This is a genomic window from Pseudogracilibacillus sp. SO30301A (assembly GCF_037072025.1).
Taxonomy (GTDB): Bacteria; Bacillota; Bacilli; order Bacillales; family Amphibacillaceae; genus Pseudogracilibacillus.
In genome coordinates this window covers 63545-85834 of record NZ_JAXHDD010000014.1, presented here as the reverse complement: position 1 = coordinate 85834, position 22290 = coordinate 63545, and the positions used below count along the sequence as shown (strand labels likewise).

General features: G+C 37.7%; 28 protein-coding genes and 1 pseudogene. 3 read left to right on the top strand and 26 right to left on the bottom strand.

The window, feature by feature from the left end; all coding sequences use genetic code 11:
* The 4 genes from SPD89_RS09360 to SPD89_RS09345 form a co-directional block, all read right to left on the bottom strand.
* Positions 1-525 (bottom strand): hypothetical protein (locus SPD89_RS09360; RefSeq protein ID WP_336261687.1); only part of this gene is annotated, 525 nt, incomplete at its 3' end.
* A 55-nt stretch (positions 526-580) separates the two neighbouring features.
* Positions 581-1096 carry a hypothetical protein gene (locus SPD89_RS09355; RefSeq protein ID WP_336261686.1) on the bottom strand — a complete coding sequence of 172 codons (516 nt, stop codon included), beginning with the start codon at positions 1094-1096 and terminating at the stop codon, positions 581-583.
* A gap of 235 nt (positions 1097-1331) precedes the next feature.
* Positions 1332-1646 carry a hypothetical protein gene (locus tag SPD89_RS09350; RefSeq protein WP_336261685.1) on the bottom strand — a complete coding sequence of 105 codons (315 nt, stop codon included), beginning with the start codon at positions 1644-1646 and terminating at the stop codon, positions 1332-1334.
* 9 nt (positions 1647-1655) lie between these two features.
* Complete coding sequence (locus SPD89_RS09345; RefSeq protein ID WP_336261684.1) at positions 1656-1952, bottom strand: hypothetical protein; 297 nt, start codon at positions 1950-1952, stop codon at positions 1656-1658.
* A gap of 391 nt (positions 1953-2343) precedes the next feature.
* Between SPD89_RS09345 and SPD89_RS09340 the strand changes: the two genes are divergently transcribed.
* Positions 2344-2514, top strand: coding sequence for a hypothetical protein (locus tag SPD89_RS09340; RefSeq protein ID WP_336261683.1), 171 nt, complete (start codon positions 2344-2346; stop codon positions 2512-2514).
* A 767-nt stretch (positions 2515-3281) separates the two neighbouring features.
* Here the strand turns inward: SPD89_RS09340 and SPD89_RS09335 are convergent.
* From SPD89_RS09335 to SPD89_RS09305, 7 genes are all read right to left on the bottom strand, one after another.
* Positions 3282-4724: an aldehyde dehydrogenase family protein gene (locus tag SPD89_RS09335; RefSeq protein ID WP_336261682.1), complete on the bottom strand. Its 1443-nt coding sequence runs from the start codon at positions 4722-4724 to the stop codon at positions 3282-3284.
* Between the two features lie 22 nt (positions 4725-4746).
* Positions 4747-5496, bottom strand: a complete 750-nt coding sequence (locus tag SPD89_RS09330; RefSeq protein WP_336261681.1) for an SDR family NAD(P)-dependent oxidoreductase — start codon at positions 5494-5496, stop codon at positions 4747-4749.
* 4 nt (positions 5497-5500) lie between these two features.
* Positions 5501-6568, bottom strand: a complete 1068-nt coding sequence (locus tag SPD89_RS09325; RefSeq protein ID WP_336261680.1) for a tartrate dehydrogenase — start codon at positions 6566-6568, stop codon at positions 5501-5503.
* 261 nt (positions 6569-6829) lie between these two features.
* Positions 6830-8329, bottom strand: a complete 1500-nt coding sequence (locus tag SPD89_RS09320; protein WP_336261679.1) for an amidase — start codon at positions 8327-8329, stop codon at positions 6830-6832.
* 462 nt (positions 8330-8791) lie between these two features.
* Complete coding sequence (gene panF / locus SPD89_RS09315; RefSeq protein WP_336261678.1) at positions 8792-10261, bottom strand: sodium/pantothenate symporter; 1470 nt, start codon at positions 10259-10261, stop codon at positions 8792-8794.
* A complete protein-coding gene (locus SPD89_RS09310; RefSeq protein ID WP_336261677.1) occupies positions 10258-10563 on the bottom strand; it encodes a YhdT family protein in 306 nt (101 codons plus the stop codon). The genes panF and SPD89_RS09310 overlap by 4 nt, the downstream gene beginning before the upstream one ends.
* Positions 10564-10845: 282 nt before the next feature.
* Positions 10846-12258, bottom strand: coding sequence for an amidohydrolase (locus tag SPD89_RS09305; protein WP_336261676.1), 1413 nt, complete (start codon positions 12256-12258; stop codon positions 10846-10848).
* A 321-nt stretch (positions 12259-12579) separates the two neighbouring features.
* Here SPD89_RS09305 and SPD89_RS09300 point away from each other — a divergent pair, with 321 nt between their 5' ends.
* Positions 12580-13275 (top strand): FadR/GntR family transcriptional regulator, encoded by a 696-nt coding sequence (locus SPD89_RS09300; protein WP_336261675.1) that lies wholly within the window; start codon positions 12580-12582, stop codon positions 13273-13275.
* A gap of 137 nt (positions 13276-13412) precedes the next feature.
* Here the strand turns inward: SPD89_RS09300 and SPD89_RS09295 are convergent, their stop codons facing one another.
* From SPD89_RS09295 to SPD89_RS09225, 15 genes are all read right to left on the bottom strand, one after another.
* Positions 13413-13580, bottom strand: a complete 168-nt coding sequence (locus tag SPD89_RS09295; RefSeq protein ID WP_336261674.1) for a hypothetical protein — start codon at positions 13578-13580, stop codon at positions 13413-13415.
* A 55-nt stretch (positions 13581-13635) separates the two neighbouring features.
* Positions 13636-13977: a hypothetical protein gene (locus SPD89_RS09290; protein ID WP_336261673.1), complete on the bottom strand. Its 342-nt coding sequence runs from the start codon at positions 13975-13977 to the stop codon at positions 13636-13638.
* Between the two features lie 142 nt (positions 13978-14119).
* Positions 14120-14719, bottom strand: a complete 600-nt coding sequence (locus SPD89_RS09285) for a hypothetical protein (RefSeq protein WP_336261672.1) — start codon at positions 14717-14719, stop codon at positions 14120-14122.
* A gap of 33 nt (positions 14720-14752) precedes the next feature.
* Positions 14753-14878, bottom strand: coding sequence for a hypothetical protein (locus SPD89_RS09280; RefSeq protein WP_336261671.1), 126 nt, complete (start codon positions 14876-14878; stop codon positions 14753-14755).
* On the bottom strand, positions 14869-15498 hold the full coding sequence (locus tag SPD89_RS09275; RefSeq protein ID WP_336261670.1) for a hypothetical protein: 630 nt from the start codon (positions 15496-15498) through the stop codon (positions 14869-14871). The genes SPD89_RS09280 and SPD89_RS09275 overlap by 10 nt, the downstream gene beginning before the upstream one ends.
* Positions 15474-15842: a T7SS effector LXG polymorphic toxin gene (locus SPD89_RS09270; protein ID WP_336261669.1), complete on the bottom strand. Its 369-nt coding sequence runs from the start codon at positions 15840-15842 to the stop codon at positions 15474-15476. The genes SPD89_RS09275 and SPD89_RS09270 overlap by 25 nt, the downstream gene beginning before the upstream one ends.
* 295 nt (positions 15843-16137) lie before the next feature.
* Positions 16138-16473, bottom strand: a complete 336-nt coding sequence (locus tag SPD89_RS09265) for a DUF624 domain-containing protein (RefSeq protein ID WP_336261668.1) — start codon at positions 16471-16473, stop codon at positions 16138-16140.
* A gap of 374 nt (positions 16474-16847) precedes the next feature.
* Complete coding sequence (locus SPD89_RS09260) at positions 16848-17402, bottom strand: hypothetical protein (RefSeq protein WP_336261667.1); 555 nt, start codon at positions 17400-17402, stop codon at positions 16848-16850.
* Between the two features lie 33 nt (positions 17403-17435).
* Positions 17436-18008, bottom strand: a complete 573-nt coding sequence (locus SPD89_RS09255) for a hypothetical protein (protein ID WP_336261666.1) — start codon at positions 18006-18008, stop codon at positions 17436-17438.
* Between the two features lie 463 nt (positions 18009-18471).
* Positions 18472-18684 carry a hypothetical protein gene (locus SPD89_RS09250; protein ID WP_336261665.1) on the bottom strand — a complete coding sequence of 71 codons (213 nt, stop codon included), beginning with the start codon at positions 18682-18684 and terminating at the stop codon, positions 18472-18474.
* A 51-nt stretch (positions 18685-18735) separates the two neighbouring features.
* The gene (locus tag SPD89_RS09245) at positions 18736-18873 is read right to left on the bottom strand and encodes a hypothetical protein (protein WP_336261664.1); all 138 of its coding nucleotides are present in this window, start codon (positions 18871-18873) and stop codon (positions 18736-18738) included.
* A gap of 345 nt (positions 18874-19218) precedes the next feature.
* The gene (locus SPD89_RS09240) at positions 19219-19509 is read right to left on the bottom strand and encodes a hypothetical protein (protein ID WP_336261663.1); all 291 of its coding nucleotides are present in this window, start codon (positions 19507-19509) and stop codon (positions 19219-19221) included.
* 63 nt (positions 19510-19572) lie between these two features.
* The gene (locus SPD89_RS09235) at positions 19573-19731 is read right to left on the bottom strand and encodes a hypothetical protein (RefSeq protein ID WP_336261662.1); all 159 of its coding nucleotides are present in this window, start codon (positions 19729-19731) and stop codon (positions 19573-19575) included.
* Between the two features lie 42 nt (positions 19732-19773).
* Positions 19774-19974 carry a hypothetical protein gene (locus SPD89_RS09230; protein WP_336261661.1) on the bottom strand — a complete coding sequence of 67 codons (201 nt, stop codon included), beginning with the start codon at positions 19972-19974 and terminating at the stop codon, positions 19774-19776.
* A gap of 289 nt (positions 19975-20263) precedes the next feature.
* A complete protein-coding gene (locus SPD89_RS09225) occupies positions 20264-21196 on the bottom strand; it encodes an Rpn family recombination-promoting nuclease/putative transposase (RefSeq protein ID WP_336261660.1) in 933 nt (310 codons plus the stop codon).
* Between the two features lie 235 nt (positions 21197-21431).
* Between SPD89_RS09225 and SPD89_RS09220 the strand changes: the two are divergent.
* Positions 21432-22145: pseudogene (locus SPD89_RS09220) on the top strand (hydantoinase B/oxoprolinase family protein); the annotation flags it as partial.
* Positions 22146-22290: the final 145 nt, after the last annotated feature.

Sequence of the window (22290 nt, the reverse complement as noted above, 5' to 3'; positions counted from 1 at the left end):
ACGGTCTTTTAGATTTTCTGTATCCGCACCAAGAATCTGGATAAGCGACTGCATTTCATTATGTTTTTCTTCATTGAAAACTTCTGATTGGATGTATTGATAAAGCAGTTCCCGTTCAGACTCAGTGAGTGGTTCGTTTCGCGCCAATTTGTCGGTGAGATGTTTCATTAGGTCTTCATCACCAAAAACGACGGCTTGCAGTGCGTCAACATCTAAACTGCCAATTTTCCCGCCATTTTTTCCTAACCCATTTAAAAACGTGTCAGCCATCGTCTTGATTTCGCTCAGTCCTGCCGTCGTTTCGGAAAATCCAGTTTCAGCGGTCTGATCGGCTTCGACCATTCCATTCCAAAACGTATGGATAGCTTGAATGTCCCGAGCGCTTTCGAGTACATCGACAATCGTAATGTCTGTTGTTTCAATAGTCCGGGTTGCAACAGACCCCTGTGCACCGGTTTGCGCTTCGCGTGCCCTTGCAGCTGCCTCTCTATATTCACGCATCGTATTCTGATATTCTTCAATCAATAAATTCAATTCTTCCCTGTCTGCCCGATGATTTCCAATGATAATCACCTCCTTTTTAACTTAGTGTGCGAATTTGTCCTTGCACCCTGGCGATATCCATTTTCAGCCGCTGGATGTTCGATTGATTTGTTGCGATGTATTGGTCGAGTGACAGAAGCTGTCTGCGGGCTGCTTCCAGTTCTTGTTCAATTTCAGTGCTTTTTTGTTTCATATGCTGAATGCTTTGATTGATATGTGCGAGTGTCTGTTGTTGGGCTTTCTTGCGGGAATCGATTCTGTTTTGAATCGATTCCAGTGCCCGGCCCTCGAGCCGTCCAGGTTTGACGAGCTGAATCCGGCCCATCCGTGATCCATCCCCTGTGATGAGTTCTTCCATATACGTGTATTCCTTCATCGCTTTTTTCTTATAAAAAAGCAAATCCTCAAGCTCCCGTTCAAGCTGCCGGATTTTCGAAAATTCCGCATTGTACTGCTGTTGATACACGCGATCTTTTTCGTAATAGGAATGTAAATTCGCTTGTTTTGAAGAAACCAAACTTCTAAAATTTGCAATTTGTGCTGCCTTATCCATCTTTACCTCCCGGTATCTTTAAGTGGGGTAACCTGTATTCCCGCTGCGGAAATATACTCCGCTTTCCGCGGGCGGCTGTTGAGTCTTGCCTCGGCAAGGGGGATGCCGATGTTGCCCGCAAAGAGCGGTTTTAGTCAGCCTTCCTTCAAAAAGCATTGCGGGGTCTCACCGATGCCTTAATTCCCGCAGGAGTCAGCGTATATTTCCTACGCTTAAATAGTTACGTCCTATTTTTTTAAGAAAGGTGATTCTTGACGCGCCGTTCAAATTTATCGCTGATTTCCTGGTCTGCTTCCGTAAACTGATCGATGGCATGATCGAGTGTGGCAAGAATGGCAGTGAAAAGGTCTTTTGAACTAGTCAATGCTCTTTTTAATTCTGTCACAGCTTCTTCATGTCCAGACGGACCTTCACCTTTCCAACTCGAGAGGTCGCCTTCTAATTGTGTTAGTTTTTCTATCGCTTGATCGATCTGCTCATTTGGCACTTTTCTAGCCTGTTCAGCGAGACTTTTCACAGTATCTGGCTCCACTTTAATTTCTAATGACATATGATCCCCTCATCCTGTATAAGATTCGACTTCATTAATTTTTTCTTCAAAATTCGCTGCCGCTTCCTGTAGTTCCTCGAGTGACATCTGGAAACGCGCCTCCAAATAATCATTGACAAGCATGCAAAATGATGTGAACGCTTCTGCAGACGTTCCTGTAAAAATCCCTTCACTTTGCATGATTTCAAACGGAATGAAAAAATCATTCAATAGGGATGCGACATCTTCTGTCAATTCCTTGTAAACGGTTTTCAGTTGGTTTAATTGATCATCCGAAATTTCAATTCTTTCAGGGCCCGTTAACACGATAGCCTCACCCCTTTATCCGTAAAAAGTTGCATTTGATCATAACATACCAATCTATTCCAAATTTTTCAAGGCACTAAATGACTATTTTTCAGAAAAAACAATAAGATGTTGTGGTATAATGGGGGATTAGATTTGTTTATATTTATTTCCTACCTACTAATCGCTGTCGGTGCGGGATTCCTGATTTATGGCGTAGGACAATTGCTGAAGTTTTGATGAGGGGAAGCGGTTAGATGAGGCGAAAGGGTTCATCTCAGAGGATGTCGTTCGGGAAATTGATGATTCCGAGGTCCTCCATGCCAATTATGAAAACATGCAACAAGGTGATACAATCGGACTGTTGTACATACTAAAACTGGAAGAGAAATTCCCATTATTGAGGGAACCGATGAAGAAGAACTCGCACAAGGGTCGGCCATTATTCCGATACAGGCTTCCTGGTGAGAACAAACAAATTTTACTGTCTGGTCACCGTGATACGGTCTTGAGGCAATTTGGCGAACCTGCCCATGGCGATGAATTTCATGTGAAAATGGAACATGGTACATTTATTTTATGAAATTTCCGACCATAAAATCGTCATTGCTTATACCATAACCGTCATCGACCCTAGTCTCCAGATGAGTATTTAACTGTACCGACATGTTATCCATGTTCCTATATCGGGAATGCCCCTGACCGCTTTGTATTTTATGCATATCCGAAGTAATGTATTTGTTTATAGAAGCACATTTTTTTATATTGTAAACATCCGTCCCCTAGGACAGAAAAAGGATTATGCCGACGATTCATGGCTAGATAATGAAGGATATCATTGTAGCAGATCATATCGACTTTCGTATGATCATAAAAGTCAGTTAGTACAATATATCTTTACGAATCGTCGTTGGAAAGATAAGTCTAATGTAGTTAAACCAAAGAACCGTTTGTTCTTCGTTACTTTTTTCATCAGGAACTTGAAAGTTTGCTTTATTATAATGGGTTATACTCGAAGAATTGTATGGAAAATTTGACAAGAGTCCATTATAAGCAGACAGCGCACTCATAGTCTGTATCTGCCGAAAACGACATAAATAGGAAAGATTCCTAATTAAATTAGGAGTGCGGTTATTTAATAATGTAGTTTGTCAAGTAACCGTATTGCTAGGACGTCCTTAAAAATTAACGACTTTATTCCCCCATCTAATAGGACGGGGGGATTGCATGTTGGTAACAGCTTTACTGGTGCTCCCCTAATTCCTTCTTTCAGTTGAAGCCTACTGAGAAAAAGCAATGACATTATCCAAATCCTCAAGCTAATAAAAGCTTATCGCTCAGTCTAGATTCCTAACGATACTTCACTGCCACGTTTTTCAGAATCGTATAATTATCCAGCGCAGCCAATCCTTTTTCTCTTCCGAACCCGCTTTTCTTATATCCTCCAAACGGCATTTGCTCTCCGCCACCTGCTCCGTAATTGTTAATAAATATTTGCCCCGCCTCAATTCTGCTAGCTAAGTAATGAGCCTTGTTAATATTCTTTGTCCAAATGCCTGTGACCAAACCATATTCAGTACTATTTGCTAATTCCAATGCTTCCTCTGTATCTTTAAATGTAAAGACGGTCAGCACGGGACCAAAAATTTCTTCCTGCGCCAGTCTGCTGTCCATACTTACACCATCGATAATGGTCGGTTCCACGTAATTCCCGCCTTCAAACCCTTTTATAGTCAGCTGTTTGCCACCAAAAAGAATATTTCCCTCTTTCCTTGCCAGTTCAATCATTCCCATGACATGCTGGAATTGCTTTACATTTAAAATCGGTCCCAGATCTTTATCTTGAATGCCTGGTCCAATCGTGAGATTTCTGAACCGTTCAATAACTTTCGTCAAAAATGTTTCTTTAAATGATTCCTCCACCAGTAGCCTCGCTCCTGCAGAACATGTTTGCCCAGTATTTTGAACAATAGACCGAACGACACCCTCTACCGTTCTATCGATATCACAATCTGCAAATACAATATTCGGAGACTTTCCCCCAAGCTCTAATGTAGATGGCACAACATTTTCCATCGCAGCCTTTCCCACTGAAATCCCAGTTACAACCGAACCTGTAAATGTAATGTGATTAATTAGTGGATGATTTGCTAATGCTGCGCCTGCTTCATGACCATACCCGGTAACATGGTTAAATACGCCTGCAGGCAGCTGGAGTTCATCAATAAATTTCGTGATCTGCATTGCAGTCATCGGTGTATCCTCTGCGCTCTTTACGACAACCGTATTTCCCGTTGTGAGGGCTGCTGCTACACTACGAGAAATAATTTGCAAGGGATAATTCCACGGGATAATATGAGCAGTAACTCCAACTGGTTCACGCACAACGTAATCCAGTAATCCATCTTCAATTGGAATCGTGTTACCCATCACCTTATCGGCAGCACCTCCATAAAAGCGAAAATACCTTATTGCTGCATCTACATCGGCGTATCCTTGAGAAAGGGGTTTTCCTACATCAACAGATTCAAGTTCAGCTAATTCATCTCTGTGTGTCTTTATTTTATCAGCTAAATCAAATAATATTTCCCCACGTTCAAACGCTTTTATTTTTCTCCAGCTCTCACCGCGAAAAGCAGTATAAGCGGCTTTAACAGCGCTATCAACATCATCTCTCGTTCCACGTGGGATAACAGCAATTTTATCTCCATTAGATGGATTTCTTACAACGATTCCATCAGCATCTGTATGTCGTATCCACTTACCATTAATATACATCTGAAACTTTTGCAATTGCGTTCTCTCCTTCAGACAACTATATATTTCTTCCGCCATCGACATGCAGGACGGCTCCCGTAACCATATTTGTTGCATCCGATAGCAGAAACTTAACTGATTGAGAAATATCTGCTGGCTTTAGCAGCCTTCCTAGGGGCACACTCTTTTCAAATACCGTTTTTTTCGTATCATCGACATTTGCTCCACGTTCTGAAAATTGACCGAGCATATTCGTATCTGACGGTCCAGGATGAAGTACATTGACATTAATGTAATATGGTGCAAGTTCTAAAGCCAAGGCTTTCGAAAAAGATTCTACTGCTCCTTTTGAAGCAATGTAACATTGAAGTCCTGGTCTAGGCCTTGTCACCGAAACGGAACCTACATTTACAATTTTTCCTTGTTTTTGTTTCTTCATATAACTTGCAGCTTCCCGACACGTTAAAAAAATACTCGTCATATTCACGTCCATAATTTTTCGATAATCACCTAAACTACAATCTTCAATCGATGTAGCACTTTGAGCAATTCCCAATACATTCGTCAGTCCATCAATGGAGCCGAAGCGATGAAACGTTTCTTTAAAAATATCCTGTACTGTTACTTCGTCCAATACATTTCCTACGTATTCTAAAAATCTCTCGTTCGATTTAAACTCAGTTAGCGCAGTAATACTTACATCACAACCGACCACATTTGCGCCTTCTTCCAGTAATAAAGATACTACAGCTCTTCCCATTCCTCCACCGGCACCAGTAACAACAATTGTTTTACCTTGAAGCGTCATCCAATCACTCCATTAATTTTAATTTACTGATAATTGCATCTCCAACTTCAACGGTTGTAGCACTTCCCCCGATATCTGGTGTTAATACTTTCCTCTCCATTAATACTTCTTCTATCGCTTGTAAAATAGAATCATGAAGATCCTTTCTACCTAAATGCGCTAGCATAAGTGCTGCTGACCAGATTTGGGCCATTGGATTGGAAATGCCTCTTCCAGCGATATCTGGAGCAGACCCATGCACCGCTTCAAACATAGAAGGAAATGTTCCCTCAGGGTTTATATTACCAGACGGGGCAATCCCCAATCCTCCAACGATTGCCGACCCTAAATCCGATAAGATATCCCCGAATAAATTGGATGCCAATACAACCTCGAAAGATTCTGGTCTTTGAATAAAATAAGTGGCCAAAGCATCAATATAATATTTTTCATAAGCAATGTCTTTATGTTCTTTTGCAACCTCTTCCACAACTTGATCCCAGAACGTCATCGTATAAATGACAACATTAGATTTTGTGGCATTCGTTATTTTTGATAATCCATTTTCACGAGCATATTCATAGGCATATTCAGCGATTTGCCTGACACCCTGTCTTGTCATTATCGTATTCTGTACAGCCATTTCCCTAGTTTCTCCTTGGAACATCGTACCACCTGAATTCGAATACTCGCCCTCACTATTCTCACGGATTATAACAAAATCAATGGGTACTTCCTGTTTTAAAGGACTTTCCAATCCTCTTAAAAGTTTGATCGGACGAAGATTAACATATTGCTGAAAATGTTTGCGAATTGGTAAAATTAACTCCCATATTGAAACTGAATCCAGCACCCGCGGATCTCCGATTGCTCCAAATAAAATCGCATCGAACTCCTTTAACTGCTCGAGCCCATCTTCAGGCATCATCTTCCCATAGTTAAGATAGTACTCACTATTCCAGTTGAATTCTTTCATTTCAACATAGAATCTGGAGTCTATTTCGGAAAGTTTATGCAGTACTTTCACCGCTTCTCTCGTTACCTCAGGTCCGATCCCATCTCCTGGCAAAACGGCAATCTTATATACTTTCATTTATATCATCCTTTTTACAATTGATATCCCTCACAATCAACTAGGAGGCGAGAAAAGGGTAAAGATCTTAGTTAAAATAGAAACTATCAAACTAGTCTCGGTAATCTAAACAGAATCGGGAAAAATCGTTCAGCCTCCAGTATCATAAAGTAAGAAGTAACTTGCCTTCTTGCAGTGGAAATCCGCAAGCTGTATAAATCCAAATTCCAGTGGTCGTGAAATGGTTGTTTCTTTACATAGAATAAAATTTCTCATCATCTGTTAAATCCTCTGTCCATATGCTGAATTAATCTTTGTTACATGAACATCAGGTTTCCGTCCGTGATTCCATTTTCCATCCAGTGCGCGTTCAATTTGTGCACCTAATTGCAACAATAGCCCGTCATTTCCTTGGCGTGCGAGTGCATGCATTCCAAGTGGCATTCCGTTCTCCATTTCTGACATCGGTAGCGAAATTCCCGGTAGGCCACAGATATTGGCCATCGGTGTATAAGCGAATATACTCCAGAGATTTTCAAACCAATCATAAACGGAAGGATTATCACTAATCGTCAAGTATTCCTTTGTTCCTAACAATGGTGTCAGTTTCGCCATGGTAGGGGTGAGAATGATATCCCAGTTTTCAAAAAAAGCGCCCATTCTGCGGGAAGTTTCATTAAATAGCGTCTGCATTTTAGCACGATCTGCATAAGTAGCGGTACGCCCTTCTTCCCAGACTTTGATACATATTGGTTCAACCAAAGCGTCAGGCGGTTCTTCCAAGCCTTTTTTCTCTAACTGTTCTGAAATTGTTTGTGCAAAATTCATTATGTAAGCTGCGGTTTGTGCTTCGTAAGTAGCATGAAAATCAATATCTGGAAGTACCCATTCAACATGATGTCCAAGCTCCTCAAGAAATTTAGCTGCTCGCTCTAACTCAGCAACAGTATGCGGTGCAGCGCGGTAATCTCCCCACTCGTGTGAAACAGCGATTCGAAGTTTTCCTGGATCCTTTTTTATCAATTCGGTATAAGGTTCAGGAGGCGACCAATATGGCATAAACTCTCCTGGAGCACCTCCTCGACAATTATCTATAAAAGCAGCCGTGTCGCGAATTGTTCCAGAATGGCATCCTTGAAAGGATACTACAGTCATCAAATCCGACCCTTTTGGTGCAAGTGAAAAAACACCACGGGAAGGTTTGAGACCAATGTTCCCGTTAACTCCTGCTGGAATTCGAATGGAACCACCACCATCTGTCGCATGAGCTATAGGTACGATACCCGCTGCTACGGAAGCTGCTGTGCCAGCAGAAGAGCCACAAGTCGTATAATTTAGGTTCCACGGATTACGTGTAATGTAGACAGCTGGATTCTCCGCAGAACTGCACAGACCAAATTCTGGGGTTGTCGTTCTCCCGATAATATTCAATCCGGCTTGGCGCATTTGTTTCGTTAGGAAGCTATCCGTTTCTGCTCGGTTACCCTTCATTAGCAAAGACCCCATCTCTTGGAGCCTTCCTTTCAATGTAGGTCCTAAATCTTTCATTAGAAAAGGAACCCCTGCAAATACTCCTTTAGGATTCATACCATCTTTCGCTGGATCATCAACTACATCATCAAAGACTTCGACCACAGCGCTAATCTCTGGGTTTAATGCTATAATCCCCCTTACAGCCTGTTTTGCAATTTCCGTTGGAGTAATTTCCTTCTTATGCACCAAGGAAGCAAGTGCTGTGGCATCAAGATCGGCCCATTCATTCCAGCTCATTACTAAATTCAACATGCGTCACTCCTTCAAATTGTCTTACTTACCATATTCTTCTTGGTTGAAGAACATAAACAAATAACTAATTCTAATGTTAAGCATATTAGTATAATGCTTTTATTAAACGAATCAATTTCATAAATACTAATCCAAATAGAAAAATAGAACAATAAGTAAAATATTTATTAGTTGTTCGTCTATATTAACTACTCATTACTATTGAAACGAAAGATAGCGACTCCTGCGAGACAAAAGGCCACAGTGTAGACTCACCAGTAAGATATGTAAGGAAGTCCGACTAAAAATGCCCTTTGCAGGCAACGTCGGCATACCCCTTGTCCGGGGCACCGCCCACGAAAAGCGATCACCTGTAGTAGAAATCGATGTACTTCTGCAATCTAAAGATTATTCAGGTTTGTGCTCGACTAAATGAATCGTGAAATTGATTCAAACACTAACGATTTCACTTTTGTCTTCCTATGCCCCTTTACTTATATTTTGTGTCGGGAATTCATATGCTTTTTCCTTAAATAGCAAACTGAAAACTACAAATACAATTAAGGAAAGAAAAACTGGTACAGTAACGGTATGTACTCCCAGGAGATCTCCATATGCCTGATTATAAAAGTGAATTGCAATATAAGAGACAAAACCGGTAACCATTGATGCAAGTGCACCAGATTTATTTGCATACTTCCAGTAAAGCCCCAGTATCATTGGCCACATGAATGCGGATTCCAAGCCACCAATTGCAAATAAATTCAAGAAGATTAATAAATCGGGTGGGCTAATTGCTAAAAGAAAAGCGACAACCCCTACTATCGCAGTTACTCCCATACTTACCCTCTGTACATGTTTGACCGATGCATCCGGTTTTACATAATTAATATAGACATCCTTTACAACAGATGAGCTGACCATCAATAATAGTGAATCTACTGTTGACATAATTGCAGCCAATGGTGCAGAGAGCAAGATTCCGGCAAGCCATGGCGGCAATACCTCCAAAGCAATTAGGGGTATAACTTGATCCGCCACTTCAATTCCAGGCATAATCGGAAGTGCGAACACGCCAATCAAATGCATACCAAGCATAATCGTTCCTACGACGACAGTCCCAATTATGATGGCTCTATGCATCGATTTGGAATCTTTATAAGACATTGCCCTGACTGCAATTTGTGGAAGTGCCACAACCCCCACCCCTACGAGAATCCAGTAAGAGGATACATAGGCGGCCGTTAGATTACCCTCCGCACCAAAAGGTGATATCAAATTTGGATTAATTGCTGTCAAATCTGCAAAAAGGTTCGATAAACCTCCACCTGCGATAATGACACCAATAAGCAGTAACAATGTACCAACTAGCATAATAATTCCCTGTACGGCATCAGTAACAACAACTGCACGGAAACCACCAACAATAACATAAATTAAAACAGCTATCGTGAAGATAAACAAAGCTCCTATATAACTTACCCCTGTTATAGATTGAATCAGATAAGCGCCACCTACCCACTGAGCTGCCATAGCGGAGAAGAGAAAAACAATAATACTTACTGCAGATAAAAGAACGACCGCAGTACTTTGATATCTTTCTTTTAAAAAATCAATAAAGGTAATAGCATTATAGCGTCTTGCGATGATTGCAAATTTCTTACCTAAAATTAGCAAAACAAAATATCCAGTTGCCACCTGCGTCATAGCTAGCAACACCCAACCAAACCCGATGGAGTATGCTGCCCCTGGACCACCTAGGAAACTCGACGCACTTGCATATGTGGCTACCATGGTCATGGCTAGAAGTAGTCCACCAAATTCCCTGCTACCAAGAAAGTAATCACTTAAAAATCCTTCCTCTTTGTCCAATTTCCGACTCGACCACATCCCAACTACAAAGACAATTGCCAGCAATAAAAATAAGGGTGTTACTACTCCCCATTTCATAAGGTCATCACCTCATCTTCCTCATTACTTTCCTCTTCGTCCTCAAGAGGAATATCTGTCAGTAAAAATTTAACAACGAGAAAAACGAGCAAAAACATAACTAACGTTCCTAATATCAAACTGAAAAAAATCCACGCAGGAAAACCTAGTATGTACGTATATTCCTCCGGCGGTTTAGAACCCATTCCATATGCAAATCCATACCACCAAACAAAATTTATTACAGCTAGCACACAACCAATTAACGCTTCCTTATTAGCAACTGCAAAACGCCATTCCTGTTTTTTTTCATTTTTCTTCAACGTTTATACCCCTTTCGGAAACACGTGTGGTTTTTAAAAATATTCTCAATGCGAAGTGTTAAAATATTCAGAATTTAGAAGCAATACATATTATCATAATTGCTAATAGAATTATTCATATTCATCCATCTATTCGCTCCATCAATCACTTGACGTTATAGGTTTTTCTTCCAACTTACCATATAGTTTTATGTTTTTCCGAATCCTCCCCTTTCTGTACCCATTCCTTGAATAAAGATCTCTGTTTATAGTTAAATGAAGTTAATTTAATTAATATTTTTTCTATGGAATAGGCGAGCTTATCACATTATGTAATGGTGACTCATAAGGTTCGGCTTTTAATATTTCTTTATCTAATTCTTCCTTAGCCAAGTCTACAAGATAATGATTTTTCATCAGTTCAATAATACTTAGTCCTAACGTCTTGGCAGCCACCAACATTCCCTTCTTTCCAATTCCAGAACCTACAGATGCAGTAAATTGCCATGTATGCACTGGTGTGCCAGTTGGTACACATGCTGTATTAAATTGGGCGGTGGGGATGTTCCAAGAGACGTCTGCCACGTCTGTAGACCCTTGCAATATTCTACCTTCATCGAACGGTTCTAAAACTGAATCATGTAAATTTGTATCGACCAATTCTCCAGGTGCACCCGTTAATCGGACAACCATTTCTCTTGTTCCAGGTTTGAAAGAATCAACTAATTCCTCTGCAAATTTCTTATCTTTCGCATCAAATGCTGGTGGGCCAACCTTCTTCAAACTATTGAATAACACTTGTCCTAGCACTTTATTAGGCAACATATGATAACATCCAGTTATCAGATCAACTTCATGCTCCGTATCTGTCATTAAAGTAGCCCCTTTAGCAATATTTAAGACTCGCTCATATATTTCTTCCACGTCTTTTCTGTACGGAGCCCTTATATAGTACCAAATTTGAGCTTGTTCAGGGACGACATTTGGCTCATCCCCTCCATATGTAATAGTAGAATGAATTTTCGCTGCATCTATAATATGTTCTCTTAAATACTGAACACCCGTATCCATAAGTTGAACTGCTTTAAGTGCACTTCTTCCTGATTCCGGATTCGTAGCGGCATGTGATGACTTTCCGTAAAAAGTGAACTTTACAGAATTCATAGCTAATGTACTGCTACCCCATAATGAATTATGTGCACCGGGGTGCCATGTTAAGCATACATCCGTATCTCTAAAAACTTGATCACGAACCATGAAGATTTTTCCGATCATTGTTTCTTCAGCTGGACACCCGTAGAATTTAATAGTACCTTTTAGATTACTAGTTTCCATAGCTTTTTTTGCAGCTATCACAGCGCCAACACCTGCTACCCCAAGAAGATTATGTCCACATCCATGGCCATATCCATTTTCTTCTACCGGTTCTTTTTTACCAACTATTTTTTGAGAAAGGCCTGGCAATGCGTCATATTCTCCTAAAATTCCAATGACAGGTTTTTCACTTCCCCATGTAGCAACAAAAGCTGTGGGCATGCCAGCTAACCCTATTTCAATCTTAAACCCTTCTTTTTTTAGAATATCCATTAACAATTTAGATGATTGATACTCTTGTAAAGGAGGCTCAGCATAATCCCAAAGAAGTTTGGTTGCATTAACTAACTCGGACTTATTCTGTTCAATCCAATCTAATACCAGCTTTTCGTTATCATTCATTTTTTGACACTCCTATATAAGTTACCGCTTGTCAGGGGGTTACTAGATTCCTTGAAGAAAATTCGACTCTTTTTAATATCACCCAACAAATATATTTAGATCGCTTTCTAATAATACAACCATCTCCTTCTATACAAAAAATAAAATATATAGTATATTAAATATAAAGTACATAATACGTATGATGTATTATGTTGTACACATTCTATCAAAGTAAAATGTGTTTGTAAATAGTAATTTACTGAAAACTTATATTATTTGAATTTTAAAATACAGTAAATTCTTGACATTAGAATTTAAGCTATACAGGAGGGAATAATGATGAAACTTTCGATGGAGAAAATCAACCAAAACAAGACCATATCCTCAGAAATTGTACTAATTATTAAAGATAATCTTTTAAATGGAACCTTGAAACCAGGTGACAAATTGCCCACTGAAAAGGAATTGATGGAACAGTTAGGAGTGAGCAGAACCCCAGTTAGAGAGGCGATAAAAATCCTAGAAGCAATTGGTGTCATACAAATTAAACGTGGTGAAGGGATGTTCATTACAAACAATTTTTCTCACTTTACCTTAAATCCATTGATATTCAGTTTGATTATGCACAGTAATAACATGAAGCAGCTTATCGAATTTCGTCAACACTTCGAAATCCTCCTAATGAACATGATAATTACCAATGAGAAAAAGAATATCAAAAATATAGAAGAAGTTTATGAGTCTCAAATAAAAAGAATGGATCCTAAATTGAGCCCAGAGGAACTTGCCCTTATCGATTTAGAATTTCATTATGCTGTACTGGAGGCAACGAATAATCCGTTCGTTATAGAAATCGGGAAAACGATTTATGAAATCATTAAGCCGAACATGATTCATTTTAAACGTGAAAGTAATATCGAGCGGACATTAGAAACGCATAAATTTTATTTGGAATTACTGCGTGGCAATGTTGATTTCAAGCCAGTAGAAGTTGTCCAGAGAATGATCAAAAATAATGAAGAAATGGTCAAATAATGTTTTTGATAGATGGCAACAATCCCTTTGATAAAAAGAGTACAGCTTTCTTATCTGCAAGTAAAAAACAGAAAGAAGTCTTCACCTACTTCTTAGGTAAAGTCTTCTTTCTTATTTTTAAATATTCTGCTATTCTTTTAGCTTAATAGCAATAGGTAAGACTTTGAAGAAATCTCAATCTTTTCCCCTGCTCCACACCCAGATATTGCAGCCCCAATCCCATCAATTATCTCTTCTTCCGTCACTTTTTGACTGCAACCGATAAGCAGGAATAGGAGAAGGATTAAAATAAGCTTGCTTAGCAATTGTAGACTCCTTGTAGAAAGTTCTTTTTACTATGTAGTGATTGTAGCTCTAACCTTAATCTTTATTTCGTACCATTATACAACCACGACCTTCTTGTGAAAACAAGCCTTCTAAAATTATTTTATCCTCACCATTTTTTTTAATATCATAACTATAATATCTACTTTTGTCCAAAAACGTTATAGTTGTCTCTTTATCTGATAGCCAATAGTCAAAATCCCTATCATATGTTTCAACATAGACAGTATCCTCACTTTTAAATTCAATGCCGTCCTCAAATGGATAACAGTTTGGTTCCCCCTCTTCTTCCTCATCTTCATACCCTGAAGTTCCAATCCAAGTTCCTTCGATTAACGATTCTTCCGTTACTTTTTGGCTGCAACCAATAAGCAGCACTAAAAAAAAACGTTAAAATAAGAGTCTTTCTCATGAGCATCCACCCCTTTTTGATCCCATCTATCCACTTAACGTTATTACTAGTTTGATATAAAATATTAAGTAAGTAGTCTTTACATCCAAATTAGTATTTTGTAATTCATTAACCATCCGTAATATAATCTGATATGTCATCTGGGATTTTTGTGTCATACTCAATTAAAAACTCATTAATACCCTCCCAGTCTAAAGCTTCAATTTGCTCTTCTGGATAAGGGAGGTTCGGATTTTTCTTATATTCCTCTTCCCATCGATCAAGAACATCATAACTTTTATCAGTAGGATGAAGTTGTACACCCAGTTTTGATCGGGATCCTAGTGGTACAGTCTCACTTTCCGAAATAACAAATTCCATTTTTAACATACTTGCAACTTCTTGTGCTTTACCAATAGTTATTTTATCTTCTAGTTCACCTTGTTCAATATCATGCTCCACTAGCGTTCCAAATGTGCCAACTATGATACTCGTTTTACTCAAATCAGCCGCTGTACCAATGACTTTATCCAAAAATTTTGCACCGATAAATTTATAAGTGCTATTTGCCTGTTCTTTAAGCAACTTTTTATTCTCCAAATGCAAGTATGTACTATGAGAATTTGCTTTCGTATAGTAAGTAACTTCCGAGTTATTGAAAAACTTTACCGGATCACCGTCCAATCCATTATCCCGTAAAGCATAGTCCCGGTATTCATCCAGCGTCATGTTTTTTCTATCAACTTCCCGATATGGTCCCATTCATAATTTTGAGTCAAAATAATGTCCGGACAGATCATTAGGATCTTTTTCATATTTCAATTCTTCAACCTTTGCAATTACTTCATCCCATCTACTCATCGCAGTGGAATAGTTTTTCAGCAACATAAAGTAAGCCTCCAGTTTTGCCCTTGATTCCGATCGACATTCATCTCGCTAGGTCTCAAGTTCCCAGTATATAGATAAGCCATCACTTTTGCCATCTCATCTTCTAACGCGCTTTTCGTCATGACCACTTGATCATTTAATCTATCTTTTAATTTATCAATGTCTCTTTCGTTGATAATAGCAGCAATATGTTCAATTTCATCTTTCATATCTTTGTCTAAGTAAATATTTTGCAATAAGTTATATAGCATATATCTTTCATTCGAATTTAAATGTTCACCATTTGCCATTTTAACAAATAATGTTGAAAAAGGGCCTTCATCTTTGAATAGCATATCCTGTAATATGGCATTAGTTCCTTTGTTTAAATTGTCAAACCTATCTTGCCCCTTATATGTTTGTAACTCTTTCATCAAATTGCTTAGATGATTTAGCATCTCTTCAATTTCATCATTTTTTACCTGATTTGAAAAAGCGTCTAAATTCATCCTTAGATTTTCAATTGTTTTATAGGTTTCGCTATGTGCATATCTTACATGGCTAAAATCAGGATTTGACAAAGGTATTAGGTCTGAAACATCAAAGAGAGTACGGTTTACTTCATTTGAGACTTCTTCCAATGAAGTAAAATTTTCATTAATATTTTCTTCAACTCTTCAAGGTAATGACTTAAGAGTCTTGCCGACTCGCTCGTATCAACGTTTGTTTGAAAAGTGTCTATATGATCCTTTAAATTTTCATGGATGTTAATGAATATATGTTGAAAAGAAGCAATAATAGTTTGGTGGCTATAACTGAAGTATTGTTTCGCAGAATTCGCTGTTTCTCCTTGAAAAGATTCCATCGAGCTTAACTGATCAATACAAGCACTCACCGTATTTAAGTCGGAAACAACCACTTCTTTTGCAGTAGCCACTTTTTTAGACAAGGCATTAATCTCAATCAAATCGACCTTTTTATTCACTATAAATCCTCTCCAATTATTCTTTTCTAAAAAAATCTTTGGATATAATTCCTTTGAGTCATTGTATCTAATCATAGGAATTTATTGCTAACTGACAGTCCTTAATTAACGTGTTCTTTTTGCTTACACCTGGGGAGTCTATTATACAATTTCTGCAAAGATAACTCATGAGGATTAAGGCCACGGGATAAATGTTATAAGAGCCAAGTAGAATACGTAATCTTTCCTCATGATATATAATTGACCGATTCTTCTCCAAGATCGAAATCGTTCCAAGAAATGGCTTGCTCTTCTGTCAACCAATCTTGACTTGCCTGAAGAAAAAGTTGTCCGCATCTTCTGTATAACCAGTTTCTACATTGACAAAACCCGGTAAGCTGATAGCTATTCCCGATGTCTCATATTTTTGCAGATAACCTTTAATCGTTGCTGTCAGATCATCCAAAAACTTGGTAAGCATCTCAGTTCGCCCTTTTAGCAGCCAATGTCGAATATCAGCAAAGATAGATGCTGTGGAGGGAAACAATCCAGAAATAACGAACCCCCTTATAGTATATATAATCCACTGAAAATGTAAGTGTAAGTGAAACAATTCAAAAATCCAATCGGTAATTTTAGCAGTTTTAGACATAGCCATCTACTCCTATCTATATCTGCGTGTTCAAAAAGGAGGATAAAAAGGACCAAGAAGTTCGAGGCGGCGAAGCTTCGAGCAGCGGAATGTATGCATTTAGATACATGAGCAAACGCCACTAGATGCTCCGCCAGGGCATCCCTTAATGCGAGGAATACTAATCATCGAAAATGTTGTTTCCTATGGTAGAAGTGCTCGTCATAGAAATGTACGATCACCAAGCTCTGTAGTATCTATAATAAACAAAGTAATTAATTATTAAACGCCACACCCTCATTTTCATTCATTGCGGTGTCTAATAAGACATGGGAGTTTTGAACATCCTCTATATAGGAAAAATAAAAATAAATTCAGGCCTAAAATTCATTTTATTAATCTAATAAATTTAAATTTTTAACCATTACAGGGGCTCGTTTTTCCGTACCACCCAAATTAACAAAATTGAAATCCTCATACATTTTTATTTGAGGGAATTCAACAATTCTTGTTGATTTATTACAACTTACTGGCTTAGCAGCAATAACAACTAAATAGTCAAACATCATATAATTGCAATAGTCAATAAACTCTTTCAAAATTAAGCGTTCTAACCTTTCACTATAATATTGATTATCAATTATTATTCTATCAAGCGTTACTACTTTTCCACCAAATTCTAAATCATATTCATGGTTACCCTCCAATAAAGTATGAATCATATATTCTTCATCACCTGAGATTGCATCAGCACTTACAATAAGTGAAATGTTGTCGTTAAACAAATATGTATTATAAAAATTAAAAATAATAGATCCTACCGATGCAGGATTTTCTTGTTCAAGCATTTCATCTGTAATATACGATGTAATGTCTCCATTACCATTTATCAATTGCAGATCCTTATCATATATGTTTGTATACGAAATATATATATCATCAATTGGCACAATTGCCCCTCCTTTGCAATTTATAAGATAATTTTACTTTTCCCCTAATAGCCTTCTAACCATTTTTTTATTTCCTCCATCTTCTAGTTCAGCCTTGTCCCAACCTTCACCATACAAACTGAAATGATTAATCAACACACCTAATTCTAGCCACTTTTCATCTATAATTAAGTCAAAAATATACGCCAAGCGATTCACCATAAATTTGTTTAATACCTTCATATCATTTTCTGACAGCTGATTATTTGGGTAGGCATGCATATCTTCTATAGGACCATTTCTAAAAGCAAAATGAGTAATAGCTTTTGATATTTTATCTAGATTTTCTTTTGTAAAAACCTCCTCTTTCATTTGCAGATTGATTTGCTTTCCTTTATCTGTATTGGGATTTAGCACTTCATCAATTATTCCCTTTCTAATAGTAATCCCATTCTTTCTCCTTCTATAGGTAACTTTAGAAGTTTTCACGCCAAACAATTCTGCAATTCGATTATCTGATACCATTTCCTTGGTAAATAATTGTTCTAATTCTGCATTTGAAATTTCCTCAAAAGGAGGCAAATTATTTTTATTTTTCTTGCTAACAAAAGTCTCATATAATTTCATAAATACTTATCTCCTTGATTTGTACTAGTGGTTACATTAACCCCAATGAATCATACGTTCCCCTCTTACTATAATGTGATTTTCTCCCTTTGTCAAAAAATAAAGTCATCAACCCTTAAACCGACAGAGCAATCAAGATTAGCGGAATCCCGACCTTTTATATTATCGTCACGACTAAAATGCCATCACCTGCATTTCCTTCTATATCAGCTTATATCATGAATCAAAAATGCACTGGGCTTACCTTTGTTTGTACCAGCGGGAAATCAAACTAAAATATCCCCCGGCCAAGGCAATAAATGATGCATTTGGCTATATTATGACAGTAACGCCCCCAGTGAACTATACTACTAATCTATTTGATCCCTTAGCCTATCTAGTGTCGGCTACTATTGATAAGGTAGTAAGTTCATGTTTCTCGACCATTTCTAGTGATTCTGCAATTTGAGGATCAAATGGCTTATCAATATCCAACTGATAAACTCCTATTCTTCAAATTTTTCAGTAAAATATTAATCCATTGAGTTAACACGACGTGCCACCGTTTGTCGATGTCATCCAACTCTGATGCTACATAATCAAGTTCATCAAGTAGATGAATGATTTGTGTAACCTTTTTTTCTTCTTTATGTTTATATTGAATGACTAAATCATTCTCGCGTTTAATTTCTGTCAAGAAATAAACGATTTCTTCTATTTTCTCTTCTAAATTTTTACCGTGTTTAAACTAAATTGGTATCATTCTATTCATTTGATTTTCAAGGGTTTCTATTTTTTCCCGTAATCCCACTAGCTTTTCTTTTAAAACCTCCTCTTTTGCGGGTACTTGCTCACCCTGTTTTTTCTTCCAAAACTGCCAACTCATTTTATTCTTCCTATTCTAATTTGATACGTCCATTTTAACACAATGTCAACATAAAATTATTCTATGAAAATTTTCTTCCTCGATCAGATTAAGGAATAATTTAGTGGTGTGCCATCCTTTCCCTTGTTTTAATTCTAGCTTTAAGTTTATATAAAACTCATCTTGATTATTTGTAGCCAATTCTTTCAGTTCCTGATAATAATTAAAATCTCCACCCAAGAAAAGTCCTTTGCTAAGATTCTCTGTTCTCCTTTTTTTGAAAGTTTTCAATGCTTTATAGCGGAATTTTTTCCATTTAGATAATGGTCTTAGAGAATCTTGATACTGTTTTTCTCCTTCTTTCGCTTATTCAATTATTTTCCCATAATTTTTAAATTGAAGGTACTTGTTCAGTAATTTCTCTCTAAAGGAGGAATATTGTAAATGTTCATGAATGAATTGTTCCGCCTCGGCTTCTGTACCATAACCCTCAATCAATTGAAACAACAGTTGAAGCAATTTTTCATTTCCATACTGCAAATAGAGGTCATTGGTATCTTCTTCAATCATTGATTCCATTTTGTTTTTTAACTGTTCCCTACATTTTTCATCATCTGAAAAAGCAAAACAAATTGATAACAAATCAATTCCGACCAACCATCGAAAACATCATTGTCTGTCTGAGCTAATAATTTTTCAAATATTTCCATTTTATGATTACTAATCAACGTCTCTTGACCCAATTTCTTCGATTAATTCCAATGTTCCCGTAATAAGCGAACCAATATCACCATTTAAATCATCTGCATAAGAAAAGGCATCGATTGCTTCCCCAAGTAAGAGCAATGCAATATCGACTGCTACTTGAACATTCTCCATGTTCCTTGCCTTTTCTCCATAAATGGATCCTCTGCCTCTGTTTCAATCCAACTCATCGCTTCTACGATTGCCACAAAATGGTAAATACGCTCTACTGTAATCACCTTCGTGGCATAATACCAATCTTCCATCACAATGCTTGTCTACTAATTTTTTCATAAATTCTGCAAAACGATAAAATCCGTCGGCAGTCACCATCATTCGTGCTTGCGGATCAAAGAAGTATGGATCTTGCCCAGCCAATATAAGAATCACTCCTTATATCCAAATTTCAAAGGACAAATGCAGTTATGGTTTACCAAAAGATAGAAGAAAGTTCAATATTTTTGGCTTACGCCAACCGACGTTCATCTCATCTGATCGATTGGATCTCTTCCACACCATCAATTAGATGGAATCTTCTGACGGAAAACGATAAAATTCTTTCCAAACGAGGAAATATACAACAAATTGTTGAGTCGTCTGTCATCCTAGTTCAGAAGAAATGCCACGAGATAATCTTTTTATCCGCTCTTCCGACATCAGCTTTAGATTACAGTTGTTTTCTTAATTCTTCTATCTCATCCACTGTTAGCTTTGTCGTTCTTTTAATAATTTCTATGGAAATACCTTCTTTTAACATTTCCAGAGCTACTTCTTTCTTTCCTTCTTTCCGTCCTTCTTCGAGGCCCTTCTCTCTCCCCTTTTCTTCATAAGAAATTGGAAGATTAAATATTTCCTCTGACCCATCAAATTCCTTTACCGCCTTCACAAATCTCGCCTCCTCTTCCTTTGTTAATGTTACATATGTTTCAAAAAATCCATATATTAAGCGCTGATCGGCTTCATTTAATTGCAAACGCCAAAGCATCCGCATAAACTCTACCTTCACTTGCACGCGCTCTTCATCTTTAAACCCCATTTTACTAAGTAATGCTGCCACAACGGGATTATTTTTTCTCAGATATTCTCGCCAATTCATCTTCTTCAAATGTAGGGTATGATAACGAAAATACAAATAAGTTGTATCCAAAACATCGATACTAAAATCATCTTTTTCCCAATTCTCTTCATAACTAAACACCGCAATTGGAATAATCGGCTTTTGATATTCATTATACAGGAAACTATAATATTGAAACATCCGCCTGTGAAAATCCTGCTGCACAGAGCTTTGCGGTTCAATATGTATAATAATAATTGCTCCTGTACCCTTTAGTTTTGTGTCAACAACAATATCAAGTCTTCTTGAACTCCCTTTCATAATATCCGTGAAAACTTCTCCGGATAGGAAGCTTACTGATTCTACATCAATTTGTTCATAAATATACGGAAAAAAAGCTTCCATAAAATCCTTAAAAAAATAACGAATTAACTGTTTAAACAACAAATCATGATTCGTATAGCTCCGAGACCCCTCCCTAACTAAATGAATATTCGGACTACTCTCATTAAAACTATACCTCACTTTTTCCAGCACCTTCATTATATCACACTCCCAATTAAAATATGCGTTCCGACTTTCCTTAACTCTATCGTATCATAAAACGGAAATGGAAACAAGTGTTCTGATTGATTGATCCTTCATATTTTAAAAAGACTCAAGTCGAATGGATTCCAATATCAATCTAAGGGTCTCTAACATTATGTTTCAAACCAATAAGGATTGTTTTATAAAAAATCACTCCTTACTTCACCCTGGTGGGAGGGCACCCAACAAAAAAGCCCATTGGACAGAGGTAGGCGGTAAAGACCCAGGTTCCTTCAGTAATGATGCAACAGAAGTATTTCAGGAAGGGCTACAATTTCCATGTATCAAACTAATTAATAAAGGAGTCGTAAATGACGCCTTGATTGAAATGATTAAGGCAAATGTCCGCATGCCAGATTTATCAATTGGTGACTTATGGGCACAAGTTGCGACATTAAAAACCGGGCATAAACGAATAACCGAACTTTGCGAACGTTATGATACAAAGGTTGTTTTACAATCGATTGATCGATTGCTAGATCAAGGAGAAATACTAGCACGGGAAGCAATGAAAAAACTTCCAAAAGGAACCTTTGAAGCAAGTGACTATATCGATAATGACGGCTTTGGCAATGGACCATTTCAAGTAAAAGTGAAAGTAACGATTTCAGATGATCAATTTATTTGTGATTTTCGCGGTAGTCATCCACAAGTTCCTGGTCCAATTAACTGTTCTTATTCCGCATTAGTCACTGCCGTAAGAGTCGTATTTTTAAGCATTACTAGTTCCGGTGATGTTGTAAATGATGGTGTATTTCGTCCGTTAGAAGTAATTGTCGATCGGGGTTCCGTGGTATCTGCAGAACGTCCTGCACCAACCTCGATTTATTGGGAAAGTGATGCACTTGGCGGAGATCTTGTTTGGAAAGCGTTAGCTCCTCATATTCCTGAGCAACTTGGTGCATGCCTTTACTACAATCCTTTTTCATGACAGGAATTTTATATTATATCGGAATGAAAATGAAACAGCGGAAAAATGAAGTGAAGAATATTACGTGATGTATAAAAAAGTGTTGTCAGACCACTTCTTAGTCTGCAACACTTTTTTA

Coding starts and splice junctions, on each gene's coding strand:
- SPD89_RS09355 (WP_336261686.1), bottom strand. CDS start 1,096: ATGGATAAGGCAGCACAAATTGCAAATTTTAGAAGTTTGGTTTCTTCA.
- SPD89_RS09350 (WP_336261685.1), bottom strand. CDS start 1,646: ATGTCATTAGAAATTAAAGTGGAGCCAGATACTGTGAAAAGTCTCGCT.
- SPD89_RS09340 (WP_336261683.1), top strand. CDS start 2,344: ATGAAGAAGAACTCGCACAAGGGTCGGCCATTATTCCGATACAGGCTT.
- SPD89_RS09330 (WP_336261681.1), bottom strand. CDS start 5,496: ATGACGCTTCAAGGTAAAACAATTGTTGTTACTGGTGCCGGTGGAGGA.
- SPD89_RS09325 (WP_336261680.1), bottom strand. CDS start 6,568: ATGAAAGTATATAAGATTGCCGTTTTGCCAGGAGATGGGATCGGACCT.
- panF (WP_336261678.1), bottom strand. CDS start 10,261: ATGAAATGGGGAGTAGTAACACCCTTATTTTTATTGCTGGCAATTGTC.
- SPD89_RS09305 (WP_336261676.1), bottom strand. CDS start 12,258: ATGAATGATAACGAAAAGCTGGTATTAGATTGGATTGAACAGAATAAG.
- SPD89_RS09300 (WP_336261675.1), top strand. CDS start 12,580: ATGAAACTTTCGATGGAGAAAATCAACCAAAACAAGACCATATCCTCA.
- SPD89_RS09285 (WP_336261672.1), bottom strand. CDS start 14,719: ATGACGCTGGATGAATACCGGGACTATGCTTTACGGGATAATGGATTG.
- SPD89_RS09280 (WP_336261671.1), bottom strand. CDS start 14,878: ATGTTGCTGAAAAACTATTCCACTGCGATGAGTAGATGGGATGAAGTA.
- SPD89_RS09265 (WP_336261668.1), bottom strand. CDS start 16,473: ATGTCTAAAACTGCTAAAATTACCGATTGGATTTTTGAATTGTTTCAC.
- SPD89_RS09255 (WP_336261666.1), bottom strand. CDS start 18,008: ATGAAATTATATGAGACTTTTGTTAGCAAGAAAAATAAAAATAATTTG.
- SPD89_RS09245 (WP_336261664.1), bottom strand. CDS start 18,873: ATGAGTTGGCAGTTTTGGAAGAAAAAACAGGGTGAGCAAGTACCCGCA.
- SPD89_RS09235 (WP_336261662.1), bottom strand. CDS start 19,731: ATGGAGAATGTTCAAGTAGCAGTCGATATTGCATTGCTCTTACTTGGG.
- SPD89_RS09225 (WP_336261660.1), bottom strand. CDS start 21,196: ATGAAGGTGCTGGAAAAAGTGAGGTATAGTTTTAATGAGAGTAGTCCG.